The 22,769-nt window shown below is 51.5% G+C and carries 24 protein-coding genes; 9 read left to right on the top strand and 15 right to left on the bottom strand.

The window, feature by feature from the left end; genetic code table 11:
- From PsW74_RS29725 to PsW74_RS12955, 6 genes are all read right to left on the bottom strand, one after another.
- On the bottom strand, positions 1-833 hold an 833-nt coding region (locus tag PsW74_RS29725), incomplete at its 3' end, for a cobalamin biosynthesis protein (protein ID WP_244277861.1).
- Positions 806-1,528 (bottom strand): precorrin-2 C(20)-methyltransferase, encoded by a 723-nt coding sequence (cobI, locus tag PsW74_RS12975; protein WP_206599924.1) that lies wholly within the window; start codon positions 1,526-1,528, stop codon positions 806-808. The genes cobI and PsW74_RS29725, both read right to left, overlap by 28 nt.
- The gene (locus tag PsW74_RS12970; RefSeq protein ID WP_063286609.1) at positions 1,525-2,751 is read right to left on the bottom strand and encodes a bifunctional cobalt-precorrin-7 (C(5))-methyltransferase/cobalt-precorrin-6B (C(15))-methyltransferase; all 1,227 of its coding nucleotides are present in this window, start codon (positions 2,749-2,751) and stop codon (positions 1,525-1,527) included. The genes cobI and PsW74_RS12970 overlap by 4 nt, the downstream gene beginning before the upstream one ends.
- Entirely contained in the window at positions 2,748-3,434 is a 687-nt protein-coding gene (locus tag PsW74_RS12965; protein ID WP_063286608.1) for a precorrin-8X methylmutase, read from the bottom strand. Before PsW74_RS12965 ends, PsW74_RS12970 begins: the two co-directional genes overlap by 4 nt.
- A 2-nt stretch (positions 3,435-3,436) precedes the next feature.
- The gene (locus PsW74_RS12960; RefSeq protein ID WP_063286607.1) at positions 3,437-4,546 is read right to left on the bottom strand and encodes a sirohydrochlorin chelatase; all 1,110 of its coding nucleotides are present in this window, start codon (positions 4,544-4,546) and stop codon (positions 3,437-3,439) included.
- Positions 4,546-4,809: a DUF6732 family protein gene (locus PsW74_RS12955; protein WP_063286606.1), complete on the bottom strand. Its 264-nt coding sequence runs from the start codon at positions 4,807-4,809 to the stop codon at positions 4,546-4,548. Before PsW74_RS12955 ends, PsW74_RS12960 begins: the two co-directional genes overlap by 1 nt.
- A 436-nt stretch (positions 4,810-5,245) precedes the next feature.
- Here PsW74_RS12955 and PsW74_RS12950 point away from each other — a divergent pair, with 436 nt between their 5' ends.
- On the top strand, positions 5,246-5,779 hold the full coding sequence (locus tag PsW74_RS12950; RefSeq protein ID WP_057461659.1) for an ACT domain-containing protein: 534 nt from the start codon (positions 5,246-5,248) through the stop codon (positions 5,777-5,779).
- Between the two features lie 119 nt (positions 5,780-5,898).
- A complete protein-coding gene (gene guaD, locus PsW74_RS12945) occupies positions 5,899-7,224 on the top strand; it encodes a guanine deaminase (protein WP_063286605.1) in 1,326 nt (441 codons plus the stop codon).
- A 26-nt stretch (positions 7,225-7,250) separates the two neighbouring features.
- Here the strand turns inward: guaD and PsW74_RS12940 are convergent, their stop codons facing one another.
- From PsW74_RS12940 to PsW74_RS12915, 6 genes are all read right to left on the bottom strand, one after another.
- On the bottom strand, positions 7,251-8,636 hold the full coding sequence (locus PsW74_RS12940; RefSeq protein WP_208980854.1) for an MFS transporter: 1,386 nt from the start codon (positions 8,634-8,636) through the stop codon (positions 7,251-7,253).
- A gap of 216 nt (positions 8,637-8,852) precedes the next feature.
- Positions 8,853-10,601, bottom strand: coding sequence for a gamma-glutamyltransferase (ggt, locus tag PsW74_RS12935; RefSeq protein WP_063286604.1), 1,749 nt, complete (start codon positions 10,599-10,601; stop codon positions 8,853-8,855).
- A 35-nt stretch (positions 10,602-10,636) separates the two neighbouring features.
- Positions 10,637-11,356, bottom strand: coding sequence for an aspartate/glutamate racemase family protein (locus PsW74_RS12930; protein ID WP_063286603.1), 720 nt, complete (start codon positions 11,354-11,356; stop codon positions 10,637-10,639).
- Between the two features lie 100 nt (positions 11,357-11,456).
- A complete protein-coding gene (locus tag PsW74_RS12925; RefSeq protein ID WP_057461653.1) occupies positions 11,457-11,795 on the bottom strand; it encodes a hypothetical protein in 339 nt (112 codons plus the stop codon).
- A gap of 147 nt (positions 11,796-11,942) precedes the next feature.
- On the bottom strand, positions 11,943-12,506 hold the full coding sequence (locus PsW74_RS12920; protein ID WP_063286602.1) for a UbiX family flavin prenyltransferase: 564 nt from the start codon (positions 12,504-12,506) through the stop codon (positions 11,943-11,945).
- Positions 12,507-12,511: 5 nt separating this feature from the next.
- Positions 12,512-14,080 (bottom strand): UbiD family decarboxylase, encoded by a 1,569-nt coding sequence (locus tag PsW74_RS12915; protein WP_063286601.1) that lies wholly within the window; start codon positions 14,078-14,080, stop codon positions 12,512-12,514.
- 149 nt (positions 14,081-14,229) lie between these two features.
- On the opposite strand from PsW74_RS12915, the gene PsW74_RS12910 reads away from it, so the two are divergent.
- The 3 genes from PsW74_RS12910 to PsW74_RS12900 all read left to right on the top strand — a co-directional run bounded on the left by PsW74_RS12910 (position 14,230) and on the right by PsW74_RS12900 (position 16,763).
- A complete protein-coding gene (locus PsW74_RS12910; RefSeq protein WP_063286600.1) occupies positions 14,230-14,766 on the top strand; it encodes an SCP2 sterol-binding domain-containing protein in 537 nt (178 codons plus the stop codon).
- A gap of 71 nt (positions 14,767-14,837) precedes the next feature.
- Positions 14,838-15,857, top strand: a complete 1,020-nt coding sequence (locus tag PsW74_RS12905) for a peptidase U32 family protein (protein WP_057461646.1) — start codon at positions 14,838-14,840, stop codon at positions 15,855-15,857.
- Positions 15,858-15,866: 9 nt separating this feature from the next.
- A complete protein-coding gene (locus PsW74_RS12900; protein WP_063286599.1) occupies positions 15,867-16,763 on the top strand; it encodes a U32 family peptidase in 897 nt (298 codons plus the stop codon).
- 33 nt (positions 16,764-16,796) lie between these two features.
- Here the strand turns inward: PsW74_RS12900 and PsW74_RS12895 are convergent, their stop codons facing one another.
- Together PsW74_RS12895 and PsW74_RS12890 are read right to left on the bottom strand one after the other, a co-directional pair.
- Positions 16,797-17,471, bottom strand: a complete 675-nt coding sequence (locus PsW74_RS12895) for a GntR family transcriptional regulator (RefSeq protein WP_057461644.1) — start codon at positions 17,469-17,471, stop codon at positions 16,797-16,799.
- Positions 17,472-17,658: 187 nt separating this feature from the next.
- On the bottom strand, positions 17,659-18,102 hold the full coding sequence (locus tag PsW74_RS12890; RefSeq protein ID WP_063286598.1) for a YqaA family protein: 444 nt from the start codon (positions 18,100-18,102) through the stop codon (positions 17,659-17,661).
- Between the two features lie 204 nt (positions 18,103-18,306).
- Between PsW74_RS12890 and PsW74_RS12885 the strand changes: the two genes are divergently transcribed.
- Both PsW74_RS12885 and PsW74_RS12880 read left to right on the top strand, forming a co-directional pair.
- A complete protein-coding gene (locus PsW74_RS12885) occupies positions 18,307-19,317 on the top strand; it encodes a proline racemase family protein (protein WP_063286597.1) in 1,011 nt (336 codons plus the stop codon).
- 177 nt (positions 19,318-19,494) lie between these two features.
- A complete protein-coding gene (locus PsW74_RS12880) occupies positions 19,495-20,757 on the top strand; it encodes a glycerate kinase (protein WP_063286596.1) in 1,263 nt (420 codons plus the stop codon).
- A 42-nt stretch (positions 20,758-20,799) separates the two neighbouring features.
- On the opposite strand, the gene PsW74_RS28640 is transcribed toward PsW74_RS12880, so the two are convergent.
- Complete coding sequence (locus PsW74_RS28640; RefSeq protein ID WP_153039921.1) at positions 20,800-21,156, bottom strand: hypothetical protein; 357 nt, start codon at positions 21,154-21,156, stop codon at positions 20,800-20,802.
- A 194-nt stretch (positions 21,157-21,350) separates the two neighbouring features.
- Between PsW74_RS28640 and PsW74_RS12875 the strand changes: the two genes are divergently transcribed.
- On the top strand, positions 21,351-22,286 hold the full coding sequence (locus PsW74_RS12875; RefSeq protein ID WP_063286657.1) for an AraC family transcriptional regulator: 936 nt from the start codon (positions 21,351-21,353) through the stop codon (positions 22,284-22,286).
- 150 nt (positions 22,287-22,436) lie between these two features.
- The coding region (locus PsW74_RS12870; RefSeq protein WP_063305837.1) for a hypothetical protein at positions 22,437-22,769 on the top strand (333 nt) is incomplete at its 3' end.

The raw sequence follows: 22,769 nt of genomic DNA, 5'->3' as shown, positions 1-22,769 counted from the left end.
CCAGCCGTGAACAGGCGGAAGGGCTTGTTATGGCGGGCAGCGAGCTTGTTCATTGCCACTTCATCGGCCTTCAGGTCGATACTCGCGAAAGCTGCTACCGCTCCCATTGAGACGTTTGCTTGTTTCAAGCCTTTTTGAAGGAGCTCCTCCAGCTCCTCAAGAGAACACCCTCGGGAACAGCCAAGACCGACCACGTGAGTTTGAGGATGGAACACGAGCTTTCCGTTGTGTCCATCATGGGGCTGCTCGGTTGCAACAATTTCCAGTTCGGCATCATCCGCAACAGGAAGGGTGGCAGCCTCCAACCAGTCTACCTGACCGGAGAGTTTTACGGTGTCGCCTGCCAGCATATGCGCCATAACAGACTTGGCGTCTGATGGATTGGCGAGCGTCCAGCCTTCTGGTGGATCATCAAGCGCAACACCAAAGACAGTGTCGCCTGCGGTCGTGATCGCGGCATGACCTTGCAGGACCTCTGCAATTTCATGGGCCAAGACATTGGCACCGCGATGTCCGCCAAGCAGCGGAACGACGCTTGATCCATCTTCTGACACTGCAATGACAGGTGGCTCATTTCGCTTTTCTGCCAAGACAGGCGCGAGCGCGCGGATGAGAATTCCCGCGGCACAAATACCGATGATTGGCGTTCCTGACTGAAACAAGGACCGCAGATGGTCCATCGGTTCAGAGAAGGAGAAATGATAATCTACATTCGGCTTTGAACCGTTTCTTGCAAAGCCATGAATGAGACTTTCATCCAGTACAGTGGAGAGCTTCTGAGCGGTTTTCAGAGCGACCGGGCTGATCACAACGATTGCGGGTGCAACGTCCATGCCTCTTCTCCCTTATATACAATTATCATTGAAAAATACGGTGCAGTTTCATTTGGATAGTCAGCCAGACGGGCCACCACCATTTCCGGTAGGCTCGCCCGTTCGACGTATCCCGCAGCATCAAGTAATCCCAGTTTTTCAAGCAGAGCCTTAACGCGCGATAGATGGCGCCCGACCTTCATGATGACGAAAGCGTCGGACTGCTCAATGCGGTGTTGAAGTTGCTCATCTTCCAGCGGACCGGGAATGATTGTCAGCACTTCATTGCGCGCAGCGAGGGGCCTGCCGAGCGCAGCAGCGCAGGCATTGACTGATGATACGCCCGGCACGATTTCGCAGGCAAAGTTACCGTGCAAACGCTCGTAGAGGTACATGAACGAGCCATAGAGAAATGGATCGCCCTCACACAGAACGACAACATCTTCTCCCGCTTTCAATTTCTCCGAGATCGTCTCTGCCGCCTGATCGTAGATTTCCTTTGCGGGAAAACGTTCGACCTTCATCGGCATTTCAATCGGGACTTCTGTTGTTCCCTCTTGAATATACGGTGCTGCAATTTGCCGAGCAAAACTGGGCACTCCAACTGCCGCTGGGTATGCGATAGTTTTTGCAGAACAAATGAGCCGGTGAGCTTTTAGCGTCAAAAGCTCAGGATCTCCTGGTCCAAGACCAACGCCATAGAGCGTACCAGTCATGACTTTACCAAGCTCCATTGTGTTACCGGCATCAATGGACGCCAACCCGTGAGACCGCCAATGGGATCGGCTCTTGAGATTGCTATACGGCTTAGATCTCCACCGTACTTCTTCCAGCCCTCCGCCAGCACTTGCTCTCCTTCCAGAGTAACAGCATTGGCAACCAAGCGACCTCCTGATGGCAGCGCTTCAAAGCATGTTTTGAGTATACCCGCTGATGTGAGGCCACCTCCGACAAAAATCGCATTTGGCTGCGGCAAATTATCAAGTGCCTCGGGGGCTTTGCCCTCAATCAGCTGAAGCGTAGGAGTCCCAAGAGCTGCTGCATTTCCACGAATGAACACATGCCGTTTTTCCAACGGCTCAATGGCAAGAGCCTTGGTGTCCTTTGCAGCCCGCAGCCATTCGATACCGATGGATCCACTGCCAGCGCCAATGTCCCACAGGAGCTGCCCCGGAATAGGTGCAAGTTTGGCAAGCGTTACAGCCCGTACTTCCTGTTTGGTCATTTTTCCATCATGACGGAACGCAGAATCCGGCAGACCGGGCGTGCGTGACAAAACAGGCGTGTTTGGGATTGGTTTGGCTTCAATCGCAATCGTGTTCAGCTCGGCAGCTTGATCAGAATACTCTTCAGCCTCGCGGCTTATTACTTTTTCCTGCGGGCCACCGAGATGCTCAAGTATCGTAAGGGTACTTGCTCCATACCCTTCATCAGCGAGTAGATCTGCAATCTCACCTGGGGCTGCACCATTAGACGTGAGTGCGATGATGCGGGCGCCGGGATAGAGGAAACCGCGCAGGGTATCCAGAGGGCGGCCATGCAAGCTGAGGGTTTCGACATTTTGCAGAGGCCAGCCTAAGCGGCTTGTAGCCAAAGCGAATGCTGAGAGATGCGGGATGACCTCGATCTCCTCAGCACTGAACTGACCATGAAGTGTTGCTCCGATACCAAACCATTGCGGATCACCCGTCGCCAACACCACTGTGTTTTGACCACGGTTTACCGCAAGTTCTTCAATGCCTTTAGAAAGTGGAGATGGCCATGCTTTCATCGCACAACTGATGTTGCTTGCGCCATCTTGCAAAAGTTCCAGATGCCGTGCTCCACCATAGATGAGAGAGGCAGCTTTCAGCGCTGATTTGGCTGTTTCAGACAGGCCGTTAAAGCCATCCTCACCAATGCCGATGATTGTGAGCCAAGGTGCTGTTTGACTGCTCATTTTGATGTCTCCTGCACCTTTTCTTCAGGCAAGCCTGCTGCCATTGCATTGACTGCTGCAGCTGCAATTGCAGAGCCACCTCTACGCCCCTGAAGTGTTAGAAACGGTATGCCGAGTGAACTTGTTGCCAGCGCTTGCTTGGATTCTGCGGCTCCTACGAACCCAACGGGAAAGCCGAGAATAGCTGCTGGCTTTGGGGCACCATTTGCCACTATCTCAAGAAGATGAAACAGCGCCGTCGGGGCATTGCCAATGGCGATAACAGCACCTTCCAGATGCGGTCTCCAGTGCTCAACGGCTGCAGCCGACCTTGTTGTGCCGAGCTGTTTTGTAAGCTCGGGCACGTCTGGCTGGTTCAATGTGCAGATGACTTGATTGTCTGCTGGCAGGTATTTACGGATAATACCATGTGCAACCATCTCGACATCGGTCAGTACCGGGGCGCCGTTTCGCAGAGCCTCATTTGCTTTGGCAACTACATCCTCAGAATATGCCAAATCCTGCGGTATGTCAGTCATCCCACAGGAATGGATCAGGCGGACTGCAACAGGCCTCAAGTTATCTGGCAGGCACTTTAAGTCAGCCTCTGTCCGTACGATTGAAAAGGACTGCCGATAGATTTCGGCAGGATCCTTAATGTAATCGTAGGGCGCCAGAACTTCTGGATTCACGTTCTGGCCCATTCTCAGGCATCGTCCTTCAACATGGATTTTGGCCCAAGCGGGTGATCTGCATGAGGATACGGATGATGATGGTGATCATGTCCGTGGTCATCACCGTGATGATGGTGGTGTCCGTGCCCGTGGCTGTGGTCATGGGAGTGACTATGCGCATGTTCGTGAGCATCCGCGCCCTTGCTGTCGCACTCTCCAGTACAAGTCACATCACACAGCTTGCATTCAGCTTCGTCGCCCAAACCTTCCACGTGATGGTGGTGGCTCTCCTGTGGCAAACCGATCTCAGCCTCAAACCCAAGAACTTGCTCTCTGTACTTACAAAGCTGGCAGTTCATGTTGTTTGAACCCTGAACAATCTCCGTCACACGCTCTTGCATAGTGTCGATGACCTTCGGGTGATCGTTCAGATAGCCTGCTTTGATAAACTCAACATCCGGGTGGCGTGCAGCAACTTCATCGGTGAAGTTGTAAATACGCTGTACAAGAACGCCAGTGAACAGGAAGTATGGGAACACGACGATACGCTTGTAACCAAGCTTAACAGCGTGCTCCAACCCCGGCTCAACGAGCGGGAAGGTTACGCCAGAATAGCAGGTTTCCGCCCAACCGAAGCCGAAGCCTTCCCACAACATGCGGGTGATTTTGGCAACATTAGAGTTTGCATCCGGATCTGATGCACCACGACCAACCACCATAAGCAGGGTTTCTTCCGGCTTCACCTCAGGACCAGCTGCATCGATGGCTTCCTGAATGCGTGCGCCTGCAGCCTGTACCATGCGTGTATCGACGGCCAGTTCGCGGCCATATTCGATGGACACTTCAGGATGTTTGGCCTGATAGGTGTTGAGCACAGATGGAATATCGTTTTTAGCGTGTCCAGCAGCAAACAGCATGCCTGGAACTGCAAGAATGCGGGTGCACCCCTGCTCGCGCAGATTGTCCAGACCTGAATGGATCACAGGATTTGCGAACTCAAGGTATCCATAGTCTACTGGAAGATCCGGAAATCTTTCACGCATACCTTTTGCAAGGCGGGCAAATTCGGCGACTGCACCTTTGTTTCGACTACCATGTCCGCAGATCATGACGCCGAGTTTTTCTTCTGTTTTTATTGTCATTATGCTGGCTCTGCTTCTGTACCATCTGGGGAGAGAGCACCATCGCTCTCAGCATTTTCCGGCGAGTTCTCTTCAGAGGAAGAGGATCGTTTTTTTGCTTTGGCAGCCAGACCAGCGATGATTGCAGCGCCGGTGACTGCGGCTACGCCAATCCAATGGCTGTGGCCAGCAAGCTCACCCAAATGTCCCGCATGTGCAAAGGCAGCAGACGAGGAAAGCCCCATCACTCCTGCGAGGAGCGCGGGCTTCAAAAAATAAGACATGTTCTATCTCCAACATGCAGCGGTGCCTTCCATTGCCACTGGCAACAGGGGTTTATCGCTGTCATTTAAGGAGACGTCGCAAAGACAATAGATGGACCAACGAAATAGAACATCGGCCGCGCACCATAAGTCCGCAGCTTCACACATTATTTCGTCAGACAGCTTCGATTCTGGCCCCCGATGTGGGTCGACCGCCCCCGAAATCCATTTCAGTCCGTCACGGGACGCCGTCCATAGTTTTACGAGGAGCAAGCTAGTTGGCGACCCTGGAGATAGCAAGATGATAATTTGCGCAATTGGTCGATACCAGAGGTTTTCTTAGGTGCAAAAATACGGGTAACTTGATCGAAGTGTTTGACTTACACCTGCATCTGGCATTGCTATTATAGGCAGGGCCCTAGCCTATCACAGGGGTCGCTTTTGTGGAGAATGCGTTATGAAAAAAGAGCTTGTCCTCACCGTCGTTGCTGATGACCGCCCAGGTCTGGTTGGTGAAATCTCCAAGGTGGTTGCTGATCACAAAGCGAACTGGATCGACAGTTCCCTCTCGCGTCTGGGAGGCCAGTTTGCAGGGATTGTTCGTGTGCATGTTGAAAAGGCACAGGCAGCAGACCTTTCAGCAGCTCTGACCAAGCTTGAGTCTGTGGGGCTTACCATTGGCATTCACGTTCACAACACGGGTGATGCGCCAGCAGGTGCTCATGCGCTTCTTCATATTCTGGGACAAGATCAACCCGGCATGATCAGCCGTGTCTCCAGCGTGCTGGCAGATCTTCATGTGAGCATCGAAACTCTGGAGTCTCTGGTTGAACCGGGTTCCATGAGTGGTGATCTTATGTTCCGCGCAAATGCTCGCATTATTATTCCACCACATCTGTCGCCAGCAGAAGTCTCTGAGGCATTGGAAGGTATTGCGGCTGATCTGATGATTGACGTTGAACTCAATGAAGCAGCAGTAGAAGAGGATTGATCTCTTACACGCATCACGTTGTTCTCAGATCTCTCCCGGGTAATTACGTATTTACCCTCGATCCCTACCGGGATTTACGCTAGATATGGCTGTTTGGTTCAATTCCCGGGGAAGATCTGATGCAAGACACTGTTCGGACGATTACAGCGCTTCGCGGCCATGTATTCCAATTTAGCGGCGATCCGTTCTGCGATAATCCGGCAGAGGCACTGACAGACTGGTCTGATGGGCTGGTTGTTACCGAAAACGGTAGGATTACCGCAGTTGGCGACGCGGCAGAGCTTATTAAGGCGCTGCCAAGTGATGCTGTGGTTCATGATCACAGCGGCAAATTCATTCTGCCGGGCTTTGTGGATTGCCATGTCCATTATCCGCAGACAGAGGTTATTGCTTCCTACGGCGCTCAGCTGATCGAGTGGTTAAACACCTATACCTTCCCTGCTGAAGCCAAATTTGGCGACATTGACTACGCGCGCCGTGCTGCCGACGTTTACTTGCAGCAAAGCTTTTCAAACGGCATCACCAGTGCTTCCGTTTACTGCACCATTCATCCTGAGTCCGTGGATGCGCTGTTTGAGCAGGCTGCGCGATACAACATGCGCATCGCTGCCGGTAAAGTCATGATGGACCGCAACGCGCCAGAAAACCTGCGTGATACGGCGCAGACAGGTTATGATCAATCCAAAGCGCTGTTGGAGAAATGGCATGGGCAGGGTCGTGCGCTCTATTCCATAACTCCCCGCTTTGCACCAACGTCTACTCCTGAGCAGATGGAAGCAACCGGAGCGCTCTGGAAAGAGCATCCTGAAGTTTTGCTACAGACCCATACTTCTGAGAACCGCCAGGAACTGGAATGGGTGGGAGAGCTATATCCTGAGCATCCTGATTACGTTGGCGTTTACGAGCACTTTGGCTTGCTGGGAAAGGGCTGTGTGCTTGGGCATGGGATTTTTCTGAATGACCGTGAAAAAGCGCTTATTCATGAAACCGGGACATCAATTGCGCATTGCCCAACCTCAAACACTTTTATTGGTTCTGGCTTGTTTGATGTGCGCGGTTCGCATTTTACACACGAGCCAATCACTGTAGGGCTGGCAACAGATGTGGGTGGTGGCTCCAGCTTCTCCATGTTGACCACAATGCGGACGGCCTATGAGGTTGCCCAGTTGCAGGGCTACTCATTGCACCCGGTACAGGCCTATTATCTGGCGACGGTTGGTTCCGCCAAAGCGCTCTATCAGGAAAACCGGATCGGTAACATCAAAGTGGGTATGGAAGCGGATTTCGCCATTATTGACCCGCTCTCAACACCACTGATCCGCCACCGTATGGCTTACGCCAATAATGTGATTGAGCAGCTGTTTATTCAGATGATCCTTGGCGATGATCGTGCGATTGCAGCGACTTATGTGGACGGCAAGCGGGTCTATTCTCAAGCGGGATAACGCTATGATAAGAGCTGGTAAGCACATCAGCTCTGTTTTTCACTGTCGAGAGCACCTGCCTCTTTTCCGAAGTACATAAAAGACAGCAGGTAGCAGAGCAGAGTGACAGCTGCTGCGGTGCCGAATACGTACTCATAGCTTTCCGTGAAAAGGAAGATCGAGCTGGAGATGGACATTCCTATTGTGCCACCCAGCATTTGAGATGTGATCATCACACCACTCGCCTGTCCCTTCTTCGTTAGCTCAACTGAGTCCACCGATGACTTCATTGATGGCAGAAACAACAATGGCATAGCCGCTCCCCATGCAAGAAGTGCGGGGAGCAGCAACCAATAGTTATCTTCGGCAATAAAGGCAGTTAGCCAGAGCGTTGAACTGGACAGCACCAATAGGCCCCACATGGCCGGCGCGCGAACACCAAACTTATCGACGCAAACACCACTCAACCCAGCTGTTGCTGCATTCATCACGACTGCCGACATCAATGCCAAACCTGCGAAGAACGGAGCAAAGCCGAGTTTATCCTGAAAGTACAAAGCTCCAAAAATGAACATTGCAATCTTGGAATATTGCGCCTGAAAGACTACGAATGCCGCGACTGCGAAGGAAGGCTTTTTGAAGAAACGCACTTGAATGAGCGGTGCTTTTATATGCAGTTCATTCCAGAGGAAGATGGCTAGCGCCGACACCCCAACAACGAATGACAAGACGATATCTCTTGATGTCCAACCCCATTCCGGCGCTTGCATGATGGCCAGAACGAAGAAGAAAAGCCCCACAAGCAATGTGATGATGCCGAGCCAGTCAAATGAGTAATCCGAAAGGCTTTTATCCTGTCCGTGAGCAATGCGCCCTTTCAACGGAGCAAATGCGATAACCAAGCAGACGATCAAGACAAAGGGTGGGTTGATCCAGAAAATCCATCGCCAAGAGAAATAACTCGTGAAGTAGCCGCTCACTAGTGGCCCCGAAGACAGAAAGATAGTGGCGATTGAGCCGAACACGCCTAATGCAAAGCCTCTGCGTTCAGGTGGGAATATGCGTGAAATAGTGACAATGGGCAGAGGGAACATGATCGCAGCGCCAATCCCCTGTACGACACGCGCGCCTACGAGGAAGCCTCCATTTGGCGCAAAACCACAGGCCAGCGACGCCAGGCCGAAGATGATCATGCCAGAGAGGATGAGGTAGTTGATGTTCACCAGATCAGCAAGTTTGCCACCCAAAGCCACCAAAGCTGCGAACATCAGCAGATAGGAATTTACCACCCAATGGGCTTGAGTGAGCGTCATCCCAAACTCTTCTGAGATGGTTGGCAGAGCCAGACTGACGACTGTTTCATCCAACAAAGCGAGCCCAAGGATGAAACTCATTGCAGCCAGCAGCACCCACCGATGCACAACGGATGGCATGCAAGTATCTTTGGGGGGATGTTGGAGTAGCTCCGTCATTGGCACTAGCACCTCGCAGGCCAGAGCCGACAGGCACAGCCAATTTCAAGAGTTTCTAGCTATCACAGAGGAAGGAAGACACCTAAGAGCGTACTTTGGTACACGCTTAGCAGGGTGCTAAGACTCAAGAGACAATTATGCCGATCTCTCGAGCCTCAGCTTCGTTAATTCTGGTTTTTATTCACCCAGAGCAAGACCTTCGCGGCGTGGATCTACGCCACCTTGCAGGCCATCTGCCGTGATCACAATTCCATGAAGGCCGGAATTGAGGTCGCGAATATTGGTTTTGTAACCCATAGCATCCAGAGCTGGTTGCAGCTTTTCAGCGGCGGTGCCCTTCTCGAGGTCATAGGTACCAAAGCGATTGACCAGATGCGGCATAGAGATCGCCTCCTGAATGTTCATACCCCAATCCAGGTTCGCAACCAGTGTTGTTGCAACATAGCCAATGATGCGGCTGCCGCCCGGAGACCCAACAACAACGAATGGCTTGTCGTCCTTCATCACGATTGTCGGAGACATAGATGAACGTGGACGTTTGCCCGGCTCAACGCGGTTCGCAATCGGCACACCGTCACGATGCGTACGGAACGAGAAGTCCGTCAACTCGTTGTTGAGCAGGAAACCATTTGTCATCAGACGTGAGCCAAAGCCGTTCTCAATTGTGGTCGTCATGGAAACAGCATTGCCGTTTGCATCTACGATTGAGAAATGACTGGTTGATGGCAGTTCAATGCTCTCATCGTCAGCCAACAACATGGCGTGATCCCAGGTTGGATTCCCCGGTACTACCTGCTCTTTTGACAATGCTTTGTCGCCACTCAGCAGCTCAGCGCGCTCTTTGAGATAAGCAGGCGCAACAAGGCCTTTGGTTGGCATTGGCACATAATCACTGTCCGCCATGTAACGACCGCGATCAGAGAAGGCGAGACGGGATGCATCACCAATCAAGCGCCATGCATTCGGATCGCCTGAGTTCATGGAAGGCAGGTCATAGCTATTAAGCTGACCGAGGATTTGGCCAACAGTCAGAGCGCCAGAGGATGGTGGGCCCATGCCACAAACTTCAAAGGCGCGGTACTCTGCACAAACAGCGGCACGCTCTTTGATTTGGTAGTTTGCCAGATCCTCAAGAGCCAGTTTACCCGGATTGCCCTTAGCAGACTGAACAGTCTCAACGATGGACTTTGCAATATCTCCGGAATAGAAACCGTCCGCTCCATTTTGAGAAATTGCAGTCAGTGTCGCTGCATACTCTGGGTTTTTGAGCAGGTGCCCAACTGGCAAAGGAGTGCCACCCGGCAGGAAGTAGTTTTTCGTTGTTTCGAAACGAGAGAGGCGCTCTTGATCATTGGTGATCAAAGCGTTCAGGCGTGGCGAAACTTCAAAGCCGTCTGTTGCGAGTTTGATGGCAGGAGCAACCAGATCTGCCCATGGCAGAGAGCCCAATTTCGCATGAGTATCATACAGCAGCTTTACTGTGCCTGGCGTTCCTACAGATAGGCCGCCAACAACTGCATCATAGAATTTGAGTGGTTCGCCGTTTTCGTTTTGAAACAATTCTGGCGTTGCGGATACAGGCGCTGTTTCACGACCGTCATATGTGGTCAGCTCGCCCGCTTCTGCGTCGTAATAAACGAGGAAGGCACCACCGCCGATCCCGGAGGATTGAGGTTCAACCAATCCCAACATGAGCTGCACAGCAACCATTGCATCAATGGCGTTTCCGCCAGCTTTCAAAACATCAAAACCCGCTTTTGATGCATGAGGGTTTGCAGCAACCACCATAAACTTCTGCGCGGTTACCATTTGCTTGTCGGAGATTCCGCTTGCCATTTCCGGCGCAATACTGTCCGCCGCCTCCTGCGCTTGCGCAGGTAAAGCAAGCCCTGCTGCCAGTACGGCAGAGACCCATAGTTTCTTCATTATTTCCCCTCCTGAAGCGGGCAAATTCCCGCTGATTAGACTAGCTCTTCAAATTCACTTTCATTCTTCAATGCAAAATCCAAAATTCCACGCACATGTTCCGTGGTGCTATCAACGACCGGAGCTGAAATATCCTCCTGCCCCACCAACAGTCCAAGCTCTGTGCACCCCAGAATGACACTATCTGCACCCTGGTCCTGTGCTTTTCTGACAATCTGCAAGAGTGTGCGGCGAGAATCCTCATTAATCTGGCCCCGGCACAACTCATTATAGGCGATGTCATGGACGACGGCTTGCCCTCCATTGTCAGGGATCACTACCGATAATCCGTAGTTATCCTGCAATCTTCTGATGTAAAAATCCTGTTCCATAATGTAACGCGTTGCAAGCAAAAGTGGTTTCCTGCGTTTTACCTTTTGAATGGCATTCGCAGTTGTTTCAGCAATATGAATGAATGGGATCGTCAAACCATCCTGGATGTAGGAGGCGACTTTGTGCATTGTGTTCGCACAGATCACAATGCAATCAGCACCGGCGCCTTCTAATTTCAGCGCTGCCTGTTTTAGCAGGTTACCCGCTTCTTCCCACTCTCCGTGTGCAAGAAGCAACTCGATCTGAGAAAAATCAAAAGACCATAAAACCAACTCAGCAGAATGGAGTCCGCCAAGCCGTAAACGTGTTTGCTGATTAATCAGTCTGTAATAAGTAGCAGTGCTCTCCCAGCTCATTCCTCCTAATAAGCCAATCGTTTTCATATATTCCTCGACATACAATACTCGTCGTAGGAACTATGTTGGCAAATTGCGCCGACTTAGAGAAGGTCGTTTTTTGTGCAATTGAGCTGGGAGACCTAATTTAAGGCACTCTACAGGTGATGTCCTCGCCGTCTTTCGCTTCACAACATGACCATTCGGTGTAATCTTCCAGGCATGCCTCACCACCTACAGAGCGGCGATTGCAGAGCTTATTCGTCTGGAAGGTGTAGCGATCATCTGCATCGATATCAGTAAATCTATGAATGGGTCCGTTGGGAGCCTCCGGTCCAATTGTGACCTGAACTTCGCAGAGTTCGGTATCAGTGGTATCCAGAGTGATAGATGTCGCATTCGCTTTCTGACCTAGCGCTAACACTAGGAAAAGAGCCGAAAATACGAAGAGGCCAAACCAGAGGGGGCGCTTAAAACACAGGGACATTATCTTCACCTTTAGTATTTTTCTATTAAAATTGAATAGAAATTACCTATTCAATTCCGAGGTAAAGGTAGCTATCGCCGGTAAACTTAAGCCGCAAAGTGGACGATGAATTTTCATAAGATTACAGTAAAGTAACCTAGGATAATTCTATTGCCACTTAGTCATGTTCACGCCGGGATCAATTCCTAGTGTATTAATGCCGCGAGCAGCAATTTCTTTGAGAATATCCGCTTTGTTTTTCATATCTGCATAAAATGGAGGCACCGGCGGTGCGATAATTCCACCCATCCGAGTCACCTTGAGCATCGCCTCCAAATGTCCCTCATGCAAAGGTGTCTCACGCGGGACGAGAACCAACTTGCAGCGCTCTTTGAGCACAACATCAGCAGCACGTGTGAGCAGGTTGTCTGAGAAAGAATAGGCCACACCTGATAGTGTACGCATGGAGCATGGCGTGATGATCATACCGTCAGTGTGGAACGAGCCGCTTGCAATAGCGGCTGTCATTTCATCAGGTGCGTAGGTGATGGATGCAAGCGCTTTGAGCTGCTCAACACCATCCTTGCCAAGCTCATGTTCGACAGAAGCAACAGCTCCTTTTGAATGCACCAGATGCGTTTCGACACTCAGCGCTTTCAGGATTTCCAGCGTTTTCAGAGCAAGTTGAGCTCCGGATGCGCCCGATACTCCGACAATAATACGCTTCGTCATGCAGCCTACTCACTTCCTTCAGGAGAATTCTTTATCTCTGAAGGGGTGATAGCATCCTTTGGTTGATCCTGGTTTTGTTTTTTAGGCAAGCCACCGGGGAACAGTTCATCCCAGCGATCTTCAACCTTCTTGGTCAGCTCTTCCGGCATACGCATCACTTCTGGCCAGTCAGTGCGCGTTTCTGATCCGATTTTGGTCGTTGCATCAATACCAAGTTTGCCTCCCAGACCCTCCAAACCAGATGCAAAATCCAATGTGTCGACAGGCGTGCGATCCAGAACAACGAGATCACGAGATGGGTCCATGCGGGTGGCAACGGCCCACATCACATCGCTCCAGCTTCTGCAGTCTATGTCTTCATCAACGGTGATGATCAGCTTGGTCATGGTGAATTGAGGCAGCAGCGACCACATGCCCATCATCACGCGGCGTGCCTGACCGGGATAACTTTTTTTGATCTTGAGAACTGCAATTCGATAGGAACACGCCTCAGGCGGGAGCCATAGATCGACGACCTCTGGAATTTGTTGTTTCAGCAATGGCAAGAAAACATCGTTCATAGTTTCAGACAGGACTGCAGGTTCGTCTGGCGCTCTGCCGGTGAAGGTGCTCATGTAGACTGGATCCTTGCGGGCGCGGATACCCGATACTTTGAAAACTGGGAACTGATCAGGGTCGTTGTAGTAGCCGGTGTGGTCCCCGAATGGGCCTTCCTCAGCTGTTTCTAATGGTTCAGCAAAGCCCTCCAGAACGATCTCAGAGGATGCTGGCACATGCAGGTCAACGTGCTTACATGGGATCAGCTCTGGTCGTCCACCGGACAAGACACCGGAAATCATCAGTTCGCTTACATCGGAGGGTGTTGGTATGACAGCTGACAAGATTGTTGCAGGATCTGCACCGATGACAACGGCAACCGGCATACGCTCGCCACGTGCCTGCCAGAGGCGATGGTGGGCTGCTCCACCACGCATGGCGAGCCAGCGCAGGATTGCTTTGTCTTTGCCGATGACTTGCGCACGGTAGATACCCAGATTGTACTGAGAGGGATCATCTTTTCCCGGAGGGCGCGTGATGACGATGCCCCATGTAATCAGTGGACCCGCATCGTTTGGCCAACACATCTGTACAGGGAACTGTTCCAGATCAACCGGCATGTCTATCAGAGGAGATGTTCGCAAGCGTTTTGGGCGAGCCGCCCATGCTGCTCTGGCGACAGGCAGAGCATCGATGAAGCCTTTCAGGCCCTTCGGTGGTTGCGGTGAGCGGAGATAGGCCAGCAACTCACCCAAGGCTGGAAGCTCGTCCGGAGTGCAGCCAAGGCCAAGGGCAACGCGCTCTCGCGTACCGAACACATTGGTCAAAAGCGGTATATTGCTGTGCGTTCCCGAACATGTGATCGCATTATCAAACTGAAGGACTGGACCACCCTGCTCAATCACCTGACGATGGATTTCTGTCGCTTCAAACTGAGCTGAGACCGGCGCCTTTACCCGCACAAGCTCCTGCTTCGCTTCCAATACATTGAGAAAGCTGGAAAGTGTCTCGAACTTCTTTTCGGTACGCCAATACATTCCAAATCCAGATTACTAGGCAAACTCGGGATCTGTTCGCCGGATTAACACACATTTGAAGGGTGTAGTCGCTCTGGTCCTTGACCTCCATCAATGATGAGTTCCGCTAGGATTAATAGGAGAGGATACTAATCAGTGGAGATTAAAGTATGTTCTTTAAACCGGACCGAGGCCTGTTTCCTCCTGCCCTGCAAAAAGCTCTCGGCATATTGCCGGTTCCTCCGCTTGGCTTTGCTCTGACCCGAGCTGTGCGTCGGCTTGCCCGTAATCGCCCAGACCTCTTCGAGCGTTTGGACACGTACAAACGCACGCATTTCATAATCGACCCGATTGATATCCCGCATGTCTTCCGCATGATCCCGAATGGCGAACATGCGACGGTTGAGATGTTCAAGCGTAAAGATGCGCCTGATGGTGCGGCGCGTATTTCTGGACCACTCATCGTCCTGTTAGGGCTGGTTGATGGCACCTACGATGGTGATGCCGTTTTCTTTACACGCGATCTGGTGATCGAGGGTGACACGGACGCTGTGCTTGCGCTTCGCAACACCATGGAAGAAGCCGATCTCTCCCCTGCTGAGTTTCTTGGTTTCAATGGTCGCCCACGTGAAGTCGTGGATGGAGCGACCAACAAGACATTAGATCATCTGCGCCGACTACTCGACGCACCAACTGCCACTTCCTGATTGCCGCTGCAGGGTGAAGGCGCCCTGCGCGAACCAAGTGGTTCACTCTGTTATTTTCTGGAAGGTGTTTTATGCTTGGACAGCGCAACGATAATAATCCATCACTGGAGCTTGTTTGCCCAGCCGGTACACCAGCTGCTCTTAAAGCCGCCGCAGAAGCGGGCGCACACAGCATTTACTGCGGTTTGCGCAACGAAACCAACGCTCGTAATTTCCCCGGTCTGAATTTCTCTGAAAAGGAACTGAATGCCGGGGTTCGCCTCGCTCACAAGCACGGTTCGCACGTTCTTGTTGCTGTGAACACGTTTGCCCGAGCAGGTGACACGCACATCTGGAAGCGCGCGGTTGATGCTGTTTCTGCGTCTGGTGCTGATGCGATCATTGCTGCTGATATTGCAGTGCTTGACTACGCACAAGAGAAGCATCCGAACCTGCGTCTGCACCTTTCCGTACAAGCTGCTGCGGCAACACCAGAGTCCATCAGCTTTTATCAGGACACCTTTGGCGTGCAGCGTGTGGTTCTTCCACGTGTCATGTCCGTTGAAGAAATCGTTAAGCTCAATAAAGAAGTCACGGTCGAGACTGAAGTCTTTGTGTTTGGCGGCCTATGCGTGATGACGGAAGGGCGCTGCGCGTTGTCTTCATACGCTACAGGCAAGTCTCCAAACCTGACTGGCGTTTGCTCCCCTCCGGGCGATGTTTCTTACGACGAAGACGGCAGCAATCTTTATGCCCGTCTGGGCGGCTTTACCATTGATGGTTTTGGTGAAGGCGAAACTGCTGGATACCCAACGCTCTGTAAGGGACGCTTTAAAGCAGAGGGAGAAACCTCCTACCTGTTTGAAGACCCAGTTAGCCTGAATGCTGCAAGTTTGTTGCCACGTCTTCAAAAAGCAGGTGTGACCGCAGTTAAGATTGAAGGTCGCCAGCGCGGTAAAGCCTACATTTCACAGGTGGTGAAAGCCTTCCGTGCAGCTGTTGATGCCATGGATGCAGGCGGTAATGCGGAAGAAGAAGTTTCAGCCATGCTGAGCGCAATGACAGAAGGTGGACGCGAAACCACCGGCGCCTACAAAAAGATCTGGAGATAAGGACCAATCATGAGCAAGATCGAACTTTCCATTGGTCCTAACTTCTTCAACTGGTCCAACGAAAAACTCGTCGACTTTTATGCGCGTGTAGCAGATGAAGCTCCTGTTGAGCGCGTTTACATTGGCGAAGTTATTTGTGGCAAACGCATGCCGTTTAACGACAAGGTGTGGCCTGAGATTTATGAGCGCCTCACCAATGCAGGTAAAACAGTTGTCTTCTCAACGATTGCGCTGCCCGTCACCATGCGTGATCGTAAGTCCATCAATGCCCTTTCAGCAGATTGCGAACTGGTAGAAGCTAACGATATTGCGAGTGTTCATAAACGCTCTGGTGAACCTTTCGTTGGTGGGCCGTTCCTCAACATCTACAATGAGCAGACAGCGAAGGTTCTCATAAACCTGGGTATGGAAACGTTCTGCCCGCCCGTTGAACTGCCGATCAAGTCTGTTGAAGCGATTGCGCAGGCTCTGCCAGATCTCACCATCGAGCTGTTTGCATTTGGTCGTCTGCCACTGGCTGTCTCTGGTCGCTGCTACCATGCACGCGCTCACAAGCTGCATAAAGATAACTGTCAGTTCATCTGTGACCGTGATCTTGACGGCATGGATGTGACGACACTGGATGATCAGAAGTTTCTTGCAGCGAATGGTATTCAGACACTGTCTCACAGTGTTCAAGCCATCACGCTTGGCCGCGACGAGCTTTTGACAAAAGGCGTTGGCCGCTTGCGTCTTTCACCGCATGATATTGATATGATTGCGATTGCCGAGATCTATCGTGATCTTGTTGACGGAAAGATTGAAAGTACCGAGGCCGTAGCACGTCTGCAAACACAACAGCTGCCAGGTGCGCTGGCAAACGGATATGTGACCGGAAAACCCGGACACCTCTGGGAAGCAGACTAAGATTTCAGGAAAGGCGGGGCTTCGGTCCCGCTTTTAGTTTGACGGGACCATTCCGCTCATCACGTCAAAGATCATTTTACAGATTTGCTCTGCGGCCTCAGCACGCAAGCTTTTCTGAAACTCGACAGCTTCCGCCGCTTTGCCTTCTTTGATGAACTTCAACAGCTCCCAATGCTCTTGCGCGGAGTTGACAGGGGCACCATGCGCTTTCAGCAGCATGTTGCGTGCGCGTTGCGATCTGTCCCAGAGCTGTAGGAAGACAGTTTCCAGATGCACGTTGCCGCTAAACTTGACGACATCCTCGTGAAACTTCTTGTCAGCAGATGTCCAAACGCTGAGGTCTCCACGTTCAAGTGAGAGATCCATCAGGGTAACAGAGTCCTCCAGTGCACGCGCCTGCTTTTCGCTAATTGGCTTTTCAGCAAGCTTGCGAATGGCAAGTCCTTCAACAACTTCAAGGATCTCATAGATCTCTGAGATATCGCCGACGGTGATTGGAAGAACGCGCATACCCTGACGCGGGCGCATTTCCACGAGCCCGTCTTTCTGCAGCATTAGCATGGCCTCACGCACTGGCGTACGGCTCATTTCCAGCTGGGTAGCCGCTTCCTGCTCGAGCACCTGCGTACCCGGACCGAGCCGGTTTTCGAGGATTGCTTGCTTCAGTTTGCGATAAGCGATGGAGACGTTAGACGTGGACGAAGGCATTTCCAAAAGGTGAGTTCGAGTAAAGATCGTTTTTCTCTATCACCCCCCTTCTGCATTGTCGATATTTCCGCTAAGTCATGATAAATTGCATTGCACATATAAAATTAATTTTATCTATAGAACCCATAGGGTTCGGCCATTTACTCTAATCAGAATTGATTATTTAAAACCACGCTTAATCCGTGGGTTATCCCTGCCAAAACGTGACTGCGTAATACACAAACAGGTATCGGGCAACTTTGCCGATTGCGACCAGCACCAGAAAGTTCATGAATTTCATGCGCAAAGTGCCGGCAATGAGTGTGAGTGGGTCGCCAATGATTGGCACCCATGCGAGCAACATTGAGGCTTGTCCATATCGCTTAAACCAGCGCACAGCTTGCTTGAATTGATGCTCTTTTACCGGGAACCACGACCGGTCTTTATAGTGAGACAGAAAACGTCCGCAATACCAGTTGAACACTGAGCCGGCGACATTGCCCAGCGAAGCCGATGCGATCAAGATCACCGGATCCCAGCCTCCCGCTAGTAACAAGCCGCTGAGGACTGCCTCTGATGAGCCCGGAGCTAGCGTGGCAGCTAGAAATGAAAACGCAAACAAGCCACCATAAACACCAAGAGCCACGAGCATCTTAAGAAAAACTCCAAATCACTTGAGCAGTAATATTTCACAGCATATTGAGCCATCCTCCTGTGCACGCTATGAAGGGGCTCGTTTTGCTTGAGCGCATTTTTCCGATCAATTGCAACTAATTAAATGGAAAGCGCTGAAGGAGCTCTATGCTAAGACAAACAATTCGGAAATAAGGCATTCCGACTAGTTCTGGGGGAGAACATGGATAAACAACAGAAAATAAGTGTTGTCGACATGCATACAGGCGGCGAGCCGCTTCGTATTGTAACCGACGGCTATCCGGAGATCCCCGGCGACACCATTTTGGCAAAGCGTCGCTATGCACGAGATAACCTTGACCACCTCCGGCATTTTTTGATGTTTGAGCCTCGTGGTCATTTCGATATGTACGGCGCGATCCTCGTTGAACCGTCTCACCTGGATGCTCATTTTGGTGTGCTCTTCATTCACAATGAAGGTTACAGCACCATGTGTGGTCATGCGGTGATTGCTCTGGGGCGATACGCAATTGATCATGGGCTGGTTGAGGCCAAGTCGCCCATCACTGAAGTGCGCATTGAATGTCCTTGTGGGTTGGTTGTTGCTTCCGTCGAGGTCGATAACGGTGTTCCTGATGCAGTCTCCTTCCATTCCGTGCCAGCATTCCTTCACTCCCGCGACGTGACGGTTGATGTGAAAGGCATGGGTGAGCTGACCGTCGATGTCTCCTATGGAGGCGCATTTTATGGTCTGGCGCCTGCTTCTGCGTTTGGCTTGGATGTACAGAAATCCCGAACACGTGATCTGGTTGATGCTGCAAACGCCGTTAGCAATGCTATCCGTGCAGCAGTGACGCTTCAGCATCCGGATGATGCTGATCTTGCATTCCTGTATGGAACTATCCTGACAGATGGAAATGACGCTTACAGCGCTGACCCAACTGCGAACATCTGCGTGTTTGCTGACAGCCAGGTAGACCGCAGCCCAACCGGGTCCGGTGTAACCGCACGATTGGCTGCACAAGCCGCTAAGGGTCTGATTAGCAAAGGGCAGACGCGGCGATTTGAGAGCCTGATTGCAACAAGCTTTGAAGGCACTTATTTCGCGGATGCCAAATGCGGACCACATGATGCGATCATCGCGCAGGTAGCAGGCAAAGCACATTACAGCGGAGAAGCAACCTTCTGGCGGGAAAATGATGACCCTGTTGGTAACGGCTTCCTGCTGAGATAACTCTCTGTAGTTTTTCAGGTTTCGATGAAGTTTCGAAAAATAACAGGCTCCGCTTTCTCACCAGAGAGCGGAGCCTGTTGTTTTTTGCTGGAAATGCCTGCGGGTTAAAGCTAGAAAATACGAAGAAATTCAAAAAGATAACCGAAACTTTTCGGTAGCAATCGGGGGTGATCAGCAATGGCAGTTGATCCTAAGCGTTTTCTGAGTGGCCTGTTTCATGCGGCCATTGAATCCGCTCAACCTGAGAAATGTATCCCGAAGTTCTTACCTGACACTCCCAAAGGACGGCTCATCGTTATTGGTGCAGGGAAGGCCTCTGCAGCCATGGCACGGGCCGTAGAAGATAACTGGCAAGGAGATCTCAGCGGTCTCGTAATCACTCGTTATGGCTATAACGTTCCCTGCAAGTCCATCGAAATTATTGAAGCTGCGCATCCAGTGCCTGATGACGCGGGATTGGCTGGTGCCAAGCGCATGTTGAAGCTTGTTTCTGATCTTTCTGCTGATGACACAGTTCTCTGCCTCATTTCCGGTGGCGGTTCTTCGCTCCTACCTTTGCCGTTTGAGGGGCTTTCGCTGGAAGACAAGCAGTGCATCAACAAGGAGCTGTTGCGGTGTGGCGCTACGATCAGCGAAATGAACTGTGTGCGGCGACATCTCTCGCAGATTAAAGGGGGACGTCTGGCTGCTGCGTGCCATCCTGCTAAAGTGATTAATCTACTGATCTCCGACGTTCCGGGTGATGATCCGATTAACATTGCGTCTGGCCCAACGGTTGCAGATCCAACCACGTGCGCAGATGCGATGGCGATTGTGGAGCGGTATAAGATTGGGTTGCCTGTAAGAGCATTGGAGGTTCTTGAAAGTGGCGTTGGTGAAACACCGGATAAAAGCGACCTGCACCTCGGATCTGTTAAGACGCATATGATCGCTACACCGCAGTTGGCGCTGGAAGCCGCAGCATCTGTTGCCGAGAAACAAGGTGTTCCAGCTTATATATTGGGTGACAGCGTTGAGGGTGAGGCTACGGATGTAGGTATTGTGATGGCCGGGATTGCCAAGCAGGTTGCCTCGCATGGACAGCCGTTCAAAGCCCCTTGTGTGTTGCTTTCTGGTGGTGAGACGACAGTCACGCTCAAGGGCAATGGTCGTGGAGGGCGGAATGTGGAGTTCTTGCTCTCACTGGCGGTTGCATTAGATGGCCAGCAGGGTGTCTACGCGCTCGCTGGAGATACAGACGGTGTTGACGGGATTGAGGAGATTGCAGGGGCTTACTGTGATCCCTCTACCCTACAAAGAGCCTGGGGCAAGGAGATCAATCCGCGGCTGTCACTTGCTGACAATGACGGGCACGGGTTCTTTGAAGCAATTGGCGACAGCGTCATCACTGGCCCAACTCTGACAAACGTGAACGATTTTCGTGCGATCTTGATAAGATAGTGCCCGAAGCTCTTTAAGTCTCTGCGAGCCTCGGGCAACAAATTAAGGACCCCAGGCTCTGACGCCCTCAACTTTTATTGGACGAACGCGAGCACATCCCTGACTCATAAGGGTACGTTCAACATCTGCATTCGAATATTCACGACCTTGAATCGCAGGAACTCTAACAGTCCATGGACCTGCCGCCGCTACAGGGTTCTCACCTTCAATCCGTGTTCTGTTGGGCAGACATCCCAAGATATAGTTGCGCATGGTGTCTACAACTGGGTTACGCCCCCTGCCACCAAATCGGAATTCAAGTACGTGATCGGATGCAGCATACGCAGGTGTTGTTGGCATCGCTGTCAGCCCAGTTACAATAATCAGCGCTGTAATGTGGCAATATTGTCTTAGTTTCATTTTTTTCTTCTTTATTCTATTTAACAGACAGAAGCATTTTGCTTCGCAAGCTAAGACGAGTAACGCTGACTTTTGTGAAACTAGATAAGCTTACAACACGCCAATACGATTTCAGATAATGTAGATCATTCGCAATATCGATCAGATCGTTCAGGGCAGTAGACGTTTAAGCACCTCTCATCCATAATTGGATGATGCTTGATACGCTCAGTGACATCCTTACCCGCCTTTCCGTCAAAGGCACGCTTTACTTCCGCACCTCTTTTACGGTGCCGTGGGGCGTTGCCGTGCCTTCCTTTGAGAATGTAGCCCGCTTTCACTTTGCCCACCGAGGAGATTGCATGGTGCGGGTGAAGGAGACCGGCAAGAAAGTGTTGCTCGCTCAAGGTGACTTACTGATCGTTCCTCATGGTGCCGCGCATGACATCTATTGCGGGCGCTCTGAAGAGGAAGTCATCCTGCCGCTGGATCGTGTTCTGGAGCTTTCCGGTTACAACGGTGAAGGTGTGTTGGTTTACGGCGGGGAGCAGGATGAACGTGAGACGCAATTAATTTGTGGTCACATTTCGCTAGCCCGCAATGCTCGCCATCTCATTTTTGATCAACTGCCTGATTACATCCATATATCAAACTATGGTGAAGCTGCTGGGCGTTGGATGGAGGCTACACTGCGGCTGATAGGAGATGAAACACATGGCACGCGCCTTGGCGGTGACCTGATCGCACTAAAAATGACCGAGGTTTTGTTTGCTCAGGCGCTGCGCAGTTTCATTGAGCAGGAAGGTGAAAAGCACCTCGGGCTTGCCGGGTTTGCTGATCCGCAGTTGAGTAGAGCACTGGCGGCCTTTCATAAGGCGCCTGCGCGCGAGTGGAGTGTAGAGGGTTTGGCGCGGGAGGCCGGCCTTTCGCGAACTGGATTTGCGACGCAGTTTTCCAGCAAGATGGGCCTTACACCCATGCAATACCTGACGAGTTGGCGCATGCAGATTGCTCAGCAGGGCTTGGTCGATGATCAGATGAGCGTGTCTGAAGTGGCAGCGCTTGCCGGATATGCTTCTGAATCTGCATTTACGCGGGTTTTCAAGAAGGAAGTAGGTTTAACACCAGCGGCGTATCGCACATCTCATTGAGAGAAATCAGCTCAATTGTTCCATATTTATATCCATTCTGAACGATCTGCATATTTCTTTGAACGTCCTGAAATTGAGCAAAACGGGGGCTTCTCCTAATCTGACTGTGCCTAAAACGAAAGACCGACACAGTCAAAAAGGAACCCTGTCATGTCCCTCCGTTTCGTTACAAAAAGCATCCATGCTTATCTGGATTATCCCGTTGCCTTTGCGTTGATCGGTTTGCCCTTCATTCTTGGTCTTGGAGCAGCCAATCCATTGGCACTCTGGCTATCTGTTGGCACAGGCACAGCAGCGTTGATCTTGACGCTTCTGACAGATCATCAGTTCGGTGTGCTCCGTGTGCTGCCTTACAGTTTCCATCTGGCCGTTGATGGAGCGGTTGGAGCGCTATTCCTGTTGGCCCCTTTCCTCTTCGGCTTTACCGGCCTGGACGCCGCTTACTACTTCGCAAACGGCTTGGCGGTTGTGATTGTTGTGAGC

The sequence above is a fragment of the Pseudovibrio sp. W74 genome (assembly GCF_001623085.1).
Classification (GTDB): domain Bacteria; phylum Pseudomonadota; class Alphaproteobacteria; order Rhizobiales; family Stappiaceae; genus Pseudovibrio.
Note: the sequence above shows the minus strand (reverse complement) of the source record. Positions and strands in the feature narration are given on the sequence as shown.

Coding starts and splice junctions, on each gene's coding strand:
- PsW74_RS12960 (WP_063286607.1), bottom strand. CDS start 4,546: ATGACAATAAAAACAGAAGAAAAACTCGGCGTCATGATCTGCGGACAT.
- cobI (WP_206599924.1), bottom strand. CDS start 1,528: ATGACTGGTACGCTCTATGGCGTTGGTCTTGGACCAGGAGATCCTGAG.
- PsW74_RS12895 (WP_057461644.1), bottom strand. CDS start 17,471: ATGCCTTCGTCCACGTCTAACGTCTCCATCGCTTATCGCAAACTGAAG.
- PsW74_RS12950 (WP_057461659.1), top strand. CDS start 5,246: ATGAAAAAAGAGCTTGTCCTCACCGTCGTTGCTGATGACCGCCCAGGT.
- PsW74_RS12925 (WP_057461653.1), bottom strand. CDS start 11,795: ATGTCCCTGTGTTTTAAGCGCCCCCTCTGGTTTGGCCTCTTCGTATTT.
- PsW74_RS12915 (WP_063286601.1), bottom strand. CDS start 14,080: ATGTATTGGCGTACCGAAAAGAAGTTCGAGACACTTTCCAGCTTTCTC.
- PsW74_RS12970 (WP_063286609.1), bottom strand. CDS start 2,751: ATGAGCAGTCAAACAGCACCTTGGCTCACAATCATCGGCATTGGTGAG.
- PsW74_RS12890 (WP_063286598.1), bottom strand. CDS start 18,102: ATGCTCGTGGCTCTTGGTGTTTATGGTGGCTTGTTTGCGTTTTCATTT.
- PsW74_RS12880 (WP_063286596.1), top strand. CDS start 19,495: ATGGCAGTTGATCCTAAGCGTTTTCTGAGTGGCCTGTTTCATGCGGCC.
- PsW74_RS12910 (WP_063286600.1), top strand. CDS start 14,230: ATGTTCTTTAAACCGGACCGAGGCCTGTTTCCTCCTGCCCTGCAAAAA.
- PsW74_RS12930 (WP_063286603.1), bottom strand. CDS start 11,356: ATGAAAACGATTGGCTTATTAGGAGGAATGAGCTGGGAGAGCACTGCT.
- PsW74_RS12885 (WP_063286597.1), top strand. CDS start 18,307: ATGGATAAACAACAGAAAATAAGTGTTGTCGACATGCATACAGGCGGC.
- guaD (WP_063286605.1), top strand. CDS start 5,899: ATGCAAGACACTGTTCGGACGATTACAGCGCTTCGCGGCCATGTATTC.
- PsW74_RS12900 (WP_063286599.1), top strand. CDS start 15,867: ATGAGCAAGATCGAACTTTCCATTGGTCCTAACTTCTTCAACTGGTCC.
- PsW74_RS28640 (WP_153039921.1), bottom strand. CDS start 21,156: ATGAAACTAAGACAATATTGCCACATTACAGCGCTGATTATTGTAACT.
- PsW74_RS12965 (WP_063286608.1), bottom strand. CDS start 3,434: ATGGGCCAGAACGTGAATCCAGAAGTTCTGGCGCCCTACGATTACATT.
- PsW74_RS12920 (WP_063286602.1), bottom strand. CDS start 12,506: ATGACGAAGCGTATTATTGTCGGAGTATCGGGCGCATCCGGAGCTCAA.
- PsW74_RS12905 (WP_057461646.1), top strand. CDS start 14,838: ATGCTTGGACAGCGCAACGATAATAATCCATCACTGGAGCTTGTTTGC.
- PsW74_RS12875 (WP_063286657.1), top strand. CDS start 21,351: ATGCTTGATACGCTCAGTGACATCCTTACCCGCCTTTCCGTCAAAGGC.
- ggt (WP_063286604.1), bottom strand. CDS start 10,601: ATGAAGAAACTATGGGTCTCTGCCGTACTGGCAGCAGGGCTTGCTTTA.
- PsW74_RS12955 (WP_063286606.1), bottom strand. CDS start 4,809: ATGTCTTATTTTTTGAAGCCCGCGCTCCTCGCAGGAGTGATGGGGCTT.
- PsW74_RS12940 (WP_208980854.1), bottom strand. CDS start 8,636: ATGCCATCCGTTGTGCATCGGTGGGTGCTGCTGGCTGCAATGAGTTTC.